Genomic DNA, 13,086 nt, shown 5'->3' with positions numbered 1-13,086 from the left:
TTTTGGCAACATCCTCAGCCTTTATAGCATATACCATTTTTAATACAGATGAGTTTACGCAAACAAATAAAGTGATTGCTAAAGTTTACTAGGAAGAGCTAAAAAAGCACGCTCACTTGCTTTTATCTTATATAAATGTTTTAGGTAGTTAATCAAAGAAAGGAATAAAATAGCTAGGCTTAAAATTTCAGAGCTATTTTGCTCCTATCAATATTAATAAGAGCAATCTAATTATTTTAATATCTACAATATAATAATGAGGCTTGAATAATTAAATTAAATAACTTCAACTTCCTCAGCTTGTGGTCCTTTTTGACCTTGTGCAGGTTTAAATAAAACTTCAGCACCTTCTGAAAGGGTTTTAAAACCACTACTTTGAATGGCGCTAAAATGAACGAAGTAATCTTTGCCGTTGCTTTCAATGAAACCAAAGCCTTTATCTTCTTTAAACCATTTTACTGTTCCACGAGTTTTATCTGACATAAATTAAATACCTATAAAGTTAAATAGCTATATTAACACTTTTAACGCTAGTCGACTATTTAAATGAAGATAGAGTGCAACAGAATAATTTATAAAGTAATAACTAACTTTTTAGTATAATGTCAAATAAACCTAGAAATAAATTACATTTAAAAAATAAAAATGAGTAAATGAAAAGCTTTAGATAAAAGGATCTATATGTGATTAACTAGAGGCATCTAAGAAATATAAACGATAAAAATATAGCTTTTGTGATGCAAAGTAAGAGTATCTTTTGACTAATTAAGGGATAGGATGAAAAAATTTTGGAGAGGAGCTGCATATACTACTCTTAGTATCCATATTGCATTTATCTTCTTTATAGTTCTAACACCTTTTGCTATTTTAATAGGTAAATGGCAATTATGGTTTTGGACGCAAAATCAACTCTTTCGCAACGTTCATTTATTCCTATTAACCTATGTCATAGTTGAAGTGCTTTTTTCAATTCCTTGCTTCCTAACTACGATCGAAAACAACTGTCGAAAAAAATCTAATATGCCTCTTTATAGCACAGGATTCTTTGATTATTGGGTAGAAAACATATGTGCCATTACGTACCGTAATTGGATGTTTATGACTATCTTCACTGTAATTTCTATTTTTTCTTTCGTGTTATACTTTACTATTCCACCATTATCCTCTTGATGCCTTATTAAGTCCTATTTTAAAACTCTTCCAAAGTGCTCTACCAAATATCCTAGCCTGATATATAGACTCCCTAAAAGAGGTCTTAGCATCATTATCACGACCGCTGTAGAGATGATTAAGATTAGGTTGAATTTTTGTATCGGGTATATAAATTAACAGCGATTTCAATAACTCTACCATCAAACTCTTAGCGAGTGACTTACCTAAGCAGATTCGTTTACCGGCTCCAAACACAAGTCCTTCAAAGGGATGTTTTAAACCTGGCTCTAACCAAGATTGGGGATTAAAGATAGGACTCTGAACGAACTGATCAAGAATCATAATAACTTGCGTGCCGGATAAAACATTTTTACCGTTAATTATCATATCAGTTAAAAGCTCTCGTTCTAGAATAGGAAAAGGGTGTTTAAGCCGAATAGCTTCCATGAGTAGCGCTAGTAAAAAAGCATCATCTCCTTCTAATACCTTTTTACGTGTGACTTCATATAATATTGGATCTTCTCGTAGAAATGAAAAAACAGCGACCATAATATCGCTAACATTGATTTGTGGTGACAAAATAAATGGTTGCGCAAAGATGGATAACCACAAAGTAGGATCTTTAATATCATCATTTACAAGACCTTCTCCATATCTGGAATCTCTAATAATCTCCGTTAAACGTTGGCAAAACGCTTGCTTTACTTGAATATCTCCAGAACCCTTTAAAGCGATTTCCTTTCGCCACTCAATAGAGGCATTATAAAAAAGCATTTCATCCTGTAAATTAATCTTTTTTTCAAAGAGAATCTCATATAAAACCCGTAGTGCAATACGGGATATCTGTTCTGCATTCATAACGAGTGATGAGTTATGGTGCATTTCACATGCTAGCGTTTGAATATGTGAGTTCACTTGCAGGGGAATGTTCTCTTTCCATCTTAATGTACGAAATACTTGACAACAATTCAGTGAAAGTGCTTTCCAACGCACCCCATCTTCAGATTCTATAGAATAAATTGGTTGCCATGCAGGAATTGCAAAAAGATGCTCAACAAAAGTCCCCTTTATATCAGAACATGCTAGGATTGTTGCACAAAGAACAGGATCACTATCTAAAATTAAGACCTTTTTTTTCTGCAACCAAGCACAGAGTTTGATAAAATATTTTCGTACTTGAGATGATCCATTACCATAACGAATAAGAGAAATACCATCCATAAGACCTGCCTCAAAAATAGAGTATAGTAGCATTACAAAATAGATTTCTCGGAGTTAAATCTTTTAATTTAATCATTTAGATGATTGCTTCTATCATCAGTAGTCGGGATATGATTATAAAGTAGCGATTGGTAATATGTCAGCTTATGAGTGAATATTATTATAAATATTGTTTTTATTGGCAGTATTGTCTGATATTTCCTGTAAATAAGAACAAATTTCACTATGACCTAGACGTTGAGCAACATCTAGAGGGGTTTCACTAAATCTATTAACTTTTGTAATATCAGCTCCTTTCTCTATAATTAGCTTAATAACCTCAAGATTACCGCTTTTTACAGCAGCATGTAAGATATAATCATAGGGTTGATCGCTTGTTTCTGTGTTTAAGTAGTTTTTAATTTTTTGGTCTCTTACCGCTGATTCATTTGAATTGTTACCTGCTTGAAAAAAAGAATTCCTATTTGATTTGCTTGAAAATTCTTTAGCATGATTAAAAATAGCCTTAATCATTTCTATGTCTCCATCCTGTGCTGCCTGGAACAATAAGGGGTAGCCGCCTAGGAAAATACTTTTTTTGGTATCAGGATATTTTACATCTTCGCAGTCAAATTGATCTCGAATGTGACATCCATACTGTTCTAAAAATGTATGCATGTAATTTTTGCCACTTGCATCTTGATATTCTCTAAAAAGCTTGGTGACTTGATAATTACCACTATAGATTGCCAAATGGATTGGGGTAAAAATTTCTGAATCACTATTTGATTTTTCAACAAGTGGATTTGCTTTATACTCAAGTAGTAGCCTTACACTATCCACATAGGTATTTGGGTGAGGTTGTGCTGTTTCAGGTCTACCTGTATAAGGATTATTTCCTTCTAAAACTGAAGAAGCTCTTGAACAGGCTAAATATAGGGGACTTCTACCCTCAACCGTTATACTATTAACTTGGTCCCTTATATCAGGATCAATTAAATTAAGATCCTCGATAGAAAAATCGCCGCCTTGATCAAGAGCGTTTGGATCAACCCCTTTACCTAGTAGTTCTTTTAGTTTATTAGTATCACCTTGATATGCTGCAGTATGAAGAGGAAAATCTTGTGGGTTAGGTGGTAGGCGGGATTTAAAAGTACTAAGGTCACCGAAAGTAGTGTATGGATATTCTATATCAAACGAATATTCATCATCAAACATCTGACTACGTCTACTTTGATGAATTTGTGCTGTTGTTAATAACAACTGGGTTTGGCTAATTATTTCTTCTGCATCAATATATTGAACTTCATCATCCGCTTGATTTATATTTTTATCTAAGTCTAAACCAAAAAAATAGCCTGTTAAAGCATTGCTAAATTCCTTACGAACCCTAATTTTTCCACTTTGCTCCAACTCAGCTTTAAGTGTATCTCTTACTCGCATCCATGCTAGTCCTAAAGCGTTGGCTTTGCCTTCCCAAAAAGGGCTTTCCAAATCTAACGGGTTTCGAGGTTCGGCGATAATTTTTTTATTACCTGTTTCCAGCAAAGCTTTTAAAACTTCAATATTTTGAGTTGCTTTCATTAATAGCAATTCATACATGAACTGTTCTTTTAAAAAAAGAGTTTCCTCTTCTGGAATTGCAAAATAACCCTTTTCATAAGGTTCTATTGGTGAATCGAAATAATTTGAAACATTAGCCTGGAATAACTGTGTAAAATTTCCTACATCCGCAATGTTAGTGTATTCACTAACGATGACTTGCTGAGCTATTTGACGGGTTGGAGTACGTGCATAACTGTCATTTTCACTGTCACCCCTAAAAGGTATATAACCTTGAATACCTTGATAAGCTGCTTCTATAGAGTGACTTTGATATAATTCTCCATCTAACCAAAATTGAATTCCTAGCTCTACTACATTAGAAAAAATATCGTAGTCCCTGTCATTGTTAGTAAAATTAATAGAATCTGTAGGCATTGATTGATTTGTGCAGCTATTTAATACAATGGTTAAAGTATAGACTAAAAATTTATTTCAATTTTAAAGTTTTTTATTTGAGATTTAGTTAAATCAAATGAATAAAGTATCAATACAATGGATTGGTAAAAGTGTAGTAATTATACTCTTTTTTCAAAGGCAAAATCTGCAAAATAGATTCACCATGTCTCAAAATACTAGCAAGCATATATTTGAGTAGGTGAACTTATTAGGGCTTACCATTAAAGCAAATACTTCAATCACTTATTTACGCAGCAATATCAATATAAGTCATTGATATTTATTACCTATCTTTAGTAATAAGTAGGCTATCTCATGGCCTGATAAAATAGAAGATGTTTTTTTGCATATACTTAATATGATAGTTGATTAGGTATCTTGCTAGATGAAAGATGAAAATTATGACCTTTCTGATTCTGAATTAGATGATGAGTTTTCTGATGACGAACTTTCCTATGTCGTCTTGGAAACCGATCCTTATCAAAATAATGATGTCGTTTACGAGATTAAAATGGATAATTTTGCATTGTTACGTGCAGATAGGTCTGTCTTACTTTACGAATTCGTTGAAGATGAGAGTAAAAAAAGTGAGAAGCCTTATCTTACATCTAAGTTACTTGCTAAATTAGAGGATATCGATTTTGTTTGTACGCGCGGCGTAAATACCTGCATTGCTGTTTATGGTGAATATAATAGTCGAGTTGAAAAAATTCAGGTTCTTTCCCATGTTTCTTCATTAATAGACATTAATAAAGCACTAAAGATAATTCAAACTGAGCTCTTAGCTACTTTAGATGAAGATAATAGAAATAATAATGTCACGATTGATTTCTTACTCTATGGGGGTACTACTGAAACCTTCGACGCTATTTATGACGAGGGTGGTATTATTGCACCACAAGGATGTAATGTTGATACGGAATCAAGGCTTTTAAATATCAGTACAATTGAAAAAGATGGTATACCCAGCCAAGATATCTCAGTTTTTTTATGCAAGGATCAAATAGTTATTCAGCAGATGACAGCTAGAGCCATTCAACCAGCGACCTATGTTCAAAATTACGATAAAAATGCTCAATTACTTTTGCAATCTGATTTAGATGAAGAGCCTCAGTTAAAAACTTCAAAACAAGAAGATAATTATGAGGCGCCGTTAAAGAAATTAAAAACGTCTGGCTCATCAAATTTTTTTCCTAATCAAGGTAAAACTAGTGTAATGCCAGATACAGATAATATAAATAAAATAACATATCCAAATAAATAAAACACTTACAAAACCAGCTGTGGCTAGCTTGTCTTTTAGAAAATAAGTATTTTCATCAGTTAGTCTAGGATTTAATAAATTAAAGCGTGTTTAATTTCTCTATGCTGCTAAAAAATATACTGATTGTATATTTTCTCAAATATTTTCTATTTGCCTTTACTATAAGCTCATTCACATTAATTAGTAATTTAAGTAGAATGACAAAAATTAAAAGCGCTTAAGGTATCTACAATGATGGCGAGCAAACATACGATTGAGTTTAACTATTTAGGGATGAAGGACTTAGAACAAGTAGGTGGTAAGAATGCCTCACTTGGTGAAATGATTAGCCATTTAACTCAATTAGGCGTTTCAGTGCCTCATGGTTTCGCTACCACAGCTGACGCATTTCGAGAATTTCTATCTACAAATGGTTTAGATAAAAAAATCTATACCATGTTAGATTCTTTAAATACAGATGATATTGATGAGCTTATTGCAGTAGGTAAGAAGATTCGCGAACTTATTATTCAAGCGCCTTTTTCTGCTGACTTTGAAGAGTCCATTAGTGCAGCTTATCAAAAGCTAACTCAGACAATAAACCAAAATGATTTTAGCGTAGCAGTTCGGTCTTCAGCAACAGCAGAAGATTTACCTGATGCATCTTTTGCAGGCCAGCAAGAGACCATTCTAAATGTTCGCAGTTTGGATGGCGTATTAACTGCTATCAAACAGGTATTTGCTTCATTGTTTAATGATCGTGCTATTGCTTATCGTGTCCATCATGGTTTTGAGCATAAAGAGGTTGCTTTATCGGCGGGAATCCAGCAAATGGTACGCAGTGATTTAGCAGCCAGTGGTGTTATGTTTACTATGGATACTGAATCTGGTTTTAATGACGTTGTTTTTATTACTTCTGCTTATGGTTTAGGTGAAATGGTGGTACAAGGTGCCGTAAACCCTGATGAATTTTATGTGCATAAACAAGGCCTTTGTGCAGGCCGACCCGCTGTAATACGGCGGAATTTAGGTAGTAAGGCAAGTAAAATGATTTATTGTACAGAGCAAATTGAGGGACGCACCGTAAAAACTGTTGAAGTAGAGCAGCAAGCGCGTCTTAAATTTTCTTTAACCAATCATGAAGTTGAAGAATTAGCTCGTCAGGCATTAATTATTGAAAAACACTATGGTCGGCCCATGGACATTGAATGGGCTAAAGATGGGCAAGATGGCCGCCTTTATATTTTGCAAGCAAGACCTGAAACAGTAAAAAGTCGTGTAACTGAGCAAAAGCTTGAACGTTATACATTACAAAGTAAAGGGCAAATTCTTGTTGAAGGACGCAGTATCGGTCAGCGAATTGGCCAGGGTAAAGCGAAAGTCATTAAAGATATTAGTGAAATAAATCGAGTAGAGCCAGGTGATGTTTTAATTTCTGATATGACAGATCCCGACTGGGAGCCTGTCATGAAACGTGCAGCAGCAATTGTAACCAATCGCGGTGGACGGACTTGTCATGCAGCCATTATTGCCCGTGAATTAGGTATACCTGCTGTAGTTGGTTCTGGTGATGCAACAAAAATGATTGCCGATGGCGCATCTGTCACCGTTAGTTGTGCTGAGGGTGATACTGGTTATGTTTATGAAGGATTATTACCCTTTGAGCGTGTCACATTGGATGTCGAAAACATGCCCGAATTACCTTTAAAAGTGATGCTAAATGTTGGTAATCCAGAACGAGCTTTTGCATTTCAAGCTATTCCTAACGAAGGTGTTGGCTTAGCAAGGTTAGAATTTTTAATTTCCAATACAATTGGTATTCATCCCAAAGCGCTCATTCAATATGATCGGTTAGAAGATAAAGAATTAATCGCATTAATTGATGAAAAAACCGCTGCTTACGACTCGCCTGTCAATTTTTATATTGATCGTTTAAGCGAAGGAGTGGCCACTATTGCAGCAGCTTTTTATCCTAAGCCTGTGATTGTACGCCTGTCTGATTTTAAATCAAATGAATATGCTAATTTAGCCGGTGGCAAATACCACGAGCCGTTAGAAGAAAATCCAATGTTAGGTTTTCGAGGTGCTTCTCGTTATGTTTCTCCTAATTTTGCTGATTGCTTTGCTTTAGAGTGTCAAGCTATTAAAAAAGTACGTGAGGAAATGGGCTTTAAGAATGTTGAAGTGATGATTCCCTTTGTTAGAACAGTTTCAGAAGCCGAGCAAGTTATTCAGGTACTAAAACAAAATGGCTTGGAGAGAGGTAAAGATGAATTGCGTGTTATTATGATGTGTGAATTACCTTCGAATGCGTTGCTAGCAGATAAGTTCCTAAACTACTTTGATGGTTTTTCAATTGGTTCAAATGATCTAACTCAGTTAACTTTAGGACTTGATAGAGATTCAGGATTGGTTGCAGCTCAATTTGATGAGCGTGATGAAGCAGTCAAAGCATTATTACATATGGCGATAGCAACTTGTAAAGCTAAGGGCAAATATGTAGGAATTTGTGGGCAGGGGCCCTCTGATCATCAGGATTTTGCAGAGTGGTTAATGCAAGAAGGGATTGATAGCGTATCTTTGAATCCAGATTCTGTTTTGGAAACATGTTTGTTTCTTGCGAAATGTAAATAAGATGCTAAATAAATTTAAGTTTTTTCTCTTACTATTAATGTCGCCTGTTACCGTATTTGCAAACGATATGCAGGCCCATGATCCAATCGCTAATGTGATTCTATGGGTAACATTATTTTTTTCTTTTGCTATTTTAGGCCGTTATTTTGCTAAGCTTTTAAATCAGCCAGGTGTACTGGGCGAGCTTTTAATGGGCGTTTTAATCGGTAATGCCTGTTATTTCTTTGGTTCTCAATTAATAGTTGTATTGCGTGAAGGCGCTGCAATCTATTCTATTATGAAGGATTTATTAGTAGGGAATCCTCTTGCTCAAGCAGTTACTCAATATGTACCCAATCCTTTTTATGCTGCTCAAGTAACTCAAGCTTTGAGTAGTCCTTCAGGTATGGAGTTTATTAAAGTAGGTTACGTACTTGATGTTTTTTCTCGCTATGGCGTTATTTTTCTTCTCTTTAAAGTAGGCTTAGAAAGTTCTATTCAAGAATTAAAGCACACAGGCGTTGCGTCAGTAAAAGTTGCGGTAATTGGCGTTATTGCGCCTATTATTTTAGGTTTTTTAGTTGCTTATGCTATCGTGCCAGAGGCTTCCTATAAGGTAAATCTCTTTGTAGCTGCGACACTTTCAGCAACAAGTATAGGTATTACGGCGCGTGTACTTTCGGAGATGAATAAATTAAAAACACGTGAAGCGAGAACAATACTTGGTGCCGCTATGCTTGATGATATTTTAGGACTTATTATCCTTGCTATAGTTAGCAGTATCGTGATCCAAGGACATGTTGATTTGTTTATGATAGGGCAGGTTATTATTGCAACTATCTTATTTTTTATGGTAGCTATTTTAGTTGGCCCTTGGTTACTAAATAAATCAATTAAGTACTTTCAATTTCTGGATCTATGGGAAGAGAAATTATTTATTTCATTTATTTTTGTCATGTTTTTTGCCTGGCTTGCCACAGTAGTAAAACTTGCTTCCATTATTGGTGCATTTGCTGCAGGGTTGATTATTAATGATAGCTTTTTTGAAAATAAAGAAAATTCACGTCAGCATAGTTTAAAGATTAACGATTTAATTTCACCGATTGAATCTTTATTAGCTCCCTTATTTTTTATGTTAATTGGCTTACAAGTTAAGCTTGAGGCATTTATGAACTGGCAAGTAATTATTATGGCTAGTGGTCTAATCGTTGCTGCTATTGTAGGAAAATTACTTAGTGGGTTAGGTGGAAGTAGAAACGATGACCGAATGCTAATAGGTATCGGTATGCTTCCTCGAGGAGAGGTAGGATTAGTTTTTGCCTCAATTGGTAGAACCTTAGGTGTTATCTCTGATCAACTTTTTTCTGCCATTATTTTAATGGTTATTGTGACCACGGTGGTTGCGCCCCCTTGGCTAAAGAATCGTTATGCTAAACAAAAAGGTGAAGCTTTAAATGATTAATTTATCTTGGGTATTAAATGATGTCAGACGAGCATTAGAAGAAGATATTGGTAATGGTGATGTCAGTGCTGGTCTACTTGAAGAAAATGTATATGCCGAAGCAGAAATTATTTCACGAGAGCCCATGATACTTTGTGGCAAACCTTGGGTTGAAACCACTTTTCGAGAAGTAAATTCGTCTATAGAACTTCAATGGCTCGCTAAAGAAGGCGATTGGTTACCGAAAGCAACGACATTATGCCTCATGAAAGGTTTGGCTAAAGATATATTAACGGCTGAGCGTTGTGCTTTAAATTTCTTACAAACATTATCAGCAACAGCAACACAAACTCATTATTATGTTAGGGAATTAGAAGGGACTAAAGCACGGCTATTAGATACACGAAAAACCTTACCTGGTCTTCGTTATGCGCAAAAATACGCTGTTGTTTGTGGAGGAGGTGTTAATCATCGTATGGGTTTGTATGATGCATTTTTAATAAAAGAAAATCATATTAAAGCCTGCGGTTCAATTACCAATGCTATTAAGCGGGCACGAGAGACTAATACTGATTTGTTAGTAGAAGTAGAAGTTGAAACGATTGAAGAATTACAAGAAGCCTTACAAGCTCAGCCTGATCGCATTTTGCTTGATAATTTTACGCAAGCCATGCTTGTAGAAGCCGTAAACTTAAATACACCGCATCAATGTGATTTAGAAGCGTCCGGCGGGATAAATCTAGACAATATTAAAGCAGTTGCTCAAACAGGGGTCGATTATATTTCAGTAGGTAATATTACTAAATCAATTCAAGCAATTGATTTAAGTTTGTTAATTAGAGCTTGTTAAAAATCAGGAAGGGACATGAAGCCAAAAATTATTTTTACAGGTGGTGGTACTGCAGGACATGTGACTCCCAATTTAGCTTTAATTGAAGCAGCAACACAAGAAGATTGGCAAGTTAATTATATAGGCTCAAAAAATAGTGTAGAGGAAAGTATAATCAATAGTGTTGGCCATATCCCCTTCTATGCAATTAGCTCAGGTAAGTTGCGACGCTATTTTAGTTGGCAAAATTTTTTTGATCCATTTCGAATTTTACTAGGAATTATCCAATCTTATCATTTGCTACGAAAGCTTAAAGCGAATGTAGTTTTCTCTAAAGGTGGCTTTGTTGCGTTTCCAGTTGTACTAGGTGCCTGGTTAAACCGAATACCTGTTGTCATTCATGAATCGGATATGACGCCTGGCTTAGCAAATAAGTTAAGTTTTCCTTTTGCAGATAAAATTTGTGTTAATTTTGAGCTAGCGAAGAAATATTTTAAGCAAAACAGATCAGTTGAAGTAACAGGTACACCAATTAGACCGCAACTGTTTTTAGGCTCGCGCTTGCGTGGGTTAGAATATTGCCACTTCACTTCTGAAAAACCTTGTTTATTAGTGATGGGCGGTAGTCAAGGCGCTAGTAGTTTGAATGCAATTATTCGTCAATCGCTAAGTGAGTTGACACAAAAATTTCAAGTTATTCATTTATGTGGCAAGGGAAAGAAAGACATCTCTTTAAATCACCCAGGTTATTGCCAATTTGAATTTATAGATAAAGAGCTACCTGATTTATTTGCTGCAGCCGATTTAGTCGTGTCGCGTGCTGGTGCTAATTCACTTTGTGAATTGTTAGCATTACAAAAACCACACGTATTAGTTCCCTTATCTTTGCAAGCAAGTCGAGGTGATCAAATTCAAAATGCCCACTACTTTAGTCAATTGGGGGTTAGCACCGTCCTTGATAGTGATACTTTAACAAGTCAAGCCTTAATTCAGGCTGTTAAGCAAACTTATCATAATAAAGATGAGATCATTACTAAAATTAAAGCGCTGCAAATCGAGCCTGCCACAACTAAAATTTTAACTATTATTAAGGAGCAATTGCATGCTGAATCCCGAAATTTTGTATAAATTTATTGCCGAAGAATGGGATAATGCAATTTTACCTAGCCTATGTGATTACATAAAAATACCTAATAAATCTCCTCACTTTGATCCAGATTGGGAAAAAAATGGTTATATGGAGCAGGCTGTTTGTCATATTGCGCATTGGTGTAGATTATATGCGCCCAAGGGCACAAATTTAGAAGTGATTCGCCTTCCAGGTCGTACACCCTTGTTGTTTTTAGATATTCCTGGTGCGATTAACGATACAGTGCTTTTATATGGTCATCTTGATAAGCAACCAGAGATGGTGGGTTGGCAAGAGGGTTTAGGTCCTTGGGAGCCAGTATTACGCGAAGATCGACTCTACGGTCGAGGTGGTGCTGATGATGGCTACGCTGCCTATGCTTCTTTAACCGCCATTCGGGCTTTACAAGAGCAAGAAATACCGCATGCACGTTGTGTATTAATTATAGAGGCATGTGAAGAAAGTGGCAGTTATGATTTGCCTTTCTACATGGAAATTCTTAAAGAAAAAATAGGCACACCTTCTTTAGTCATTTGTCTTGATTCTGGCGCAGGAAATTATGAGCAGTTATGGATGACAACCTCACTTAGAGGTAATGTTGTTGGTGAATTAAAAGTAGAGCTTTTAACAGAAGGGGTTCATTCAGGGAATGGTAGTGGGATTGTTGCTGACAGCTTTAGAGTTGCGCGTCAGTTACTCAATCGAATTGAAAATGAGATGACTGGAGAAATTACTCTACCAGAACTTTATTGTGATATTCCTGAACAACGAAAGAAACAAGCTATTGATTGTGCAAAGGCTTTAAAGGAAGAGATTTATAAATCATTTCCATTACATCAGGATGTTGAACCTGTTAATAAAGATGAAGTTGAATTAATTCTAAATCGTACTTGGCGTCCTGCTTTAACTATTACGGGTGCCGATGGTTTGCCTACTATTGCAAATGCGGGAAATGTACTTAGGCCAACAACATCTCTAAAGTTATCCATGCGCCTTCCTCCTTTAACAGAGCCAAAACAGGCGGCAGTAGCAATGCAAAATGCGCTGACAGAAAATCCACCTTATCACGCTCATGTGACTTTTAATATTCAAGATAGCGCTCGCGGCTGGCATGCACCATTAGTAGCAGATTGGTTTGCACGAGCGGTTAATGACGCGTCCATGGCTTTTTATAATAAACCTGCAGTGTATATGGGTGAGGGAGGTACTATTCCTTTTATGGGTATGTTAGGTGAATTATTTCCAGAAGCTCAATTTATGATTACTGGTGTCCTTGGACCTCATTCTAACGCGCATGGTCCCAATGAATTTTTACACCTTAATATGGCAAAGAAATTAACGGCTTGCGTTTCATTTGTATTAGAACGGCACGCTAGACGAGATTTATTATTTTAATAGTCTAAAGGTAACACCTTTTCTAGAGCTGCTGACAATTATCCTATGAGATCTATGTGGCTATCCTAAGAAACTCTACGTGG

10 protein-coding genes are annotated in these 13,086 nt (G+C 35.7%); 7 read left to right on the top strand and 3 right to left on the bottom strand.

Annotated elements, in window-relative coordinates; all coding sequences use genetic code 11:
* Positions 1 to 276: 276 nt before the first annotated feature.
* Entirely contained in the window at positions 277 to 483 is a 207-nt protein-coding gene (locus tag E1P04_RS12930) for a cold-shock protein (RefSeq protein WP_131783318.1), read from the bottom strand.
* A gap of 294 nt (positions 484 to 777) precedes the next feature.
* On the opposite strand from E1P04_RS12930, the gene E1P04_RS18390 reads away from it, so the two are divergent.
* Positions 778 to 1,170, top strand: coding sequence for a DUF2784 domain-containing protein (locus tag E1P04_RS18390; protein WP_131783317.1), 393 nt, complete (start codon positions 778 to 780; stop codon positions 1,168 to 1,170).
* Here the strand turns inward: E1P04_RS18390 and E1P04_RS12920 are convergent.
* Entirely contained in the window at positions 1,159 to 2,406 is a 1,248-nt protein-coding gene (locus E1P04_RS12920) for a cytochrome P450 (RefSeq protein WP_131783316.1), read from the bottom strand. The two genes, E1P04_RS18390 and E1P04_RS12920, sit on opposite strands and share 12 nt — an antisense overlap.
* Before the next feature lie 111 nt (positions 2,407 to 2,517).
* Complete coding sequence (locus tag E1P04_RS12915; RefSeq protein WP_131783315.1) at positions 2,518 to 4,332, bottom strand: ankyrin repeat domain-containing protein; 1,815 nt, start codon at positions 4,330 to 4,332, stop codon at positions 2,518 to 2,520.
* A 406-nt stretch (positions 4,333 to 4,738) separates the two neighbouring features.
* Between E1P04_RS12915 and E1P04_RS12910 the strand changes: the two genes are divergently transcribed.
* From E1P04_RS12910 to E1P04_RS12885, 6 genes are all read left to right on the top strand, one after another.
* Entirely contained in the window at positions 4,739 to 5,617 is an 879-nt protein-coding gene (locus E1P04_RS12910; protein ID WP_131783314.1) for a hypothetical protein, read from the top strand.
* 231 nt (positions 5,618 to 5,848) lie between these two features.
* A complete protein-coding gene (ppsA, locus tag E1P04_RS12905) occupies positions 5,849 to 8,230 on the top strand; it encodes a phosphoenolpyruvate synthase (protein WP_131783313.1) in 2,382 nt (793 codons plus the stop codon).
* 1 nt (position 8,231) lies between these two features.
* The gene (locus E1P04_RS12900; protein ID WP_131783312.1) at positions 8,232 to 9,671 is read left to right on the top strand and encodes a cation:proton antiporter; all 1,440 of its coding nucleotides are present in this window, start codon (positions 8,232 to 8,234) and stop codon (positions 9,669 to 9,671) included.
* A complete protein-coding gene (gene nadC / locus E1P04_RS12895) occupies positions 9,664 to 10,500 on the top strand; it encodes a carboxylating nicotinate-nucleotide diphosphorylase (RefSeq protein ID WP_131783311.1) in 837 nt (278 codons plus the stop codon). The genes E1P04_RS12900 and nadC overlap by 8 nt, the downstream gene beginning before the upstream one ends.
* A gap of 15 nt (positions 10,501 to 10,515) precedes the next feature.
* Complete coding sequence (locus E1P04_RS12890; protein ID WP_131783310.1) at positions 10,516 to 11,607, top strand: undecaprenyldiphospho-muramoylpentapeptide beta-N-acetylglucosaminyltransferase; 1,092 nt, start codon at positions 10,516 to 10,518, stop codon at positions 11,605 to 11,607.
* Positions 11,582 to 13,003, top strand: coding sequence for a M20 family metallopeptidase (locus tag E1P04_RS12885; RefSeq protein ID WP_131783309.1), 1,422 nt, complete (start codon positions 11,582 to 11,584; stop codon positions 13,001 to 13,003). Before E1P04_RS12890 ends, E1P04_RS12885 begins: the two co-directional genes overlap by 26 nt.
* Positions 13,004 to 13,086: the final 83 nt, after the last annotated feature.

Origin of the sequence: Legionella gresilensis, from assembly GCF_900639865.1 — a bacterium.
Classification (GTDB): domain Bacteria; phylum Pseudomonadota; class Gammaproteobacteria; order Legionellales; family Legionellaceae; genus Legionella_C; species Legionella_C gresilensis.
The sequence above is the reverse complement of the archived record's forward strand: the minus strand, read 5'-3'. Positions and strand labels throughout refer to the sequence as shown.

Coding starts and splice junctions, on each gene's coding strand:
- nadC (WP_131783311.1), top strand. CDS start 9,664: ATGATTAATTTATCTTGGGTATTAAATGATGTCAGACGAGCATTAGAA.
- E1P04_RS12915 (WP_131783315.1), bottom strand. CDS start 4,332: ATGCCTACAGATTCTATTAATTTTACTAACAATGACAGGGACTACGAT.
- ppsA (WP_131783313.1), top strand. CDS start 5,849: ATGATGGCGAGCAAACATACGATTGAGTTTAACTATTTAGGGATGAAG.
- E1P04_RS12885 (WP_131783309.1), top strand. CDS start 11,582: ATGCTGAATCCCGAAATTTTGTATAAATTTATTGCCGAAGAATGGGAT.
- E1P04_RS18390 (WP_131783317.1), top strand. CDS start 778: ATGAAAAAATTTTGGAGAGGAGCTGCATATACTACTCTTAGTATCCAT.
- E1P04_RS12920 (WP_131783316.1), bottom strand. CDS start 2,406: ATGCTACTATACTCTATTTTTGAGGCAGGTCTTATGGATGGTATTTCT.
- E1P04_RS12900 (WP_131783312.1), top strand. CDS start 8,232: ATGCTAAATAAATTTAAGTTTTTTCTCTTACTATTAATGTCGCCTGTT.
- E1P04_RS12910 (WP_131783314.1), top strand. CDS start 4,739: ATGAAAGATGAAAATTATGACCTTTCTGATTCTGAATTAGATGATGAG.
- E1P04_RS12890 (WP_131783310.1), top strand. CDS start 10,516: ATGAAGCCAAAAATTATTTTTACAGGTGGTGGTACTGCAGGACATGTG.
- E1P04_RS12930 (WP_131783318.1), bottom strand. CDS start 483: ATGTCAGATAAAACTCGTGGAACAGTAAAATGGTTTAAAGAAGATAAA.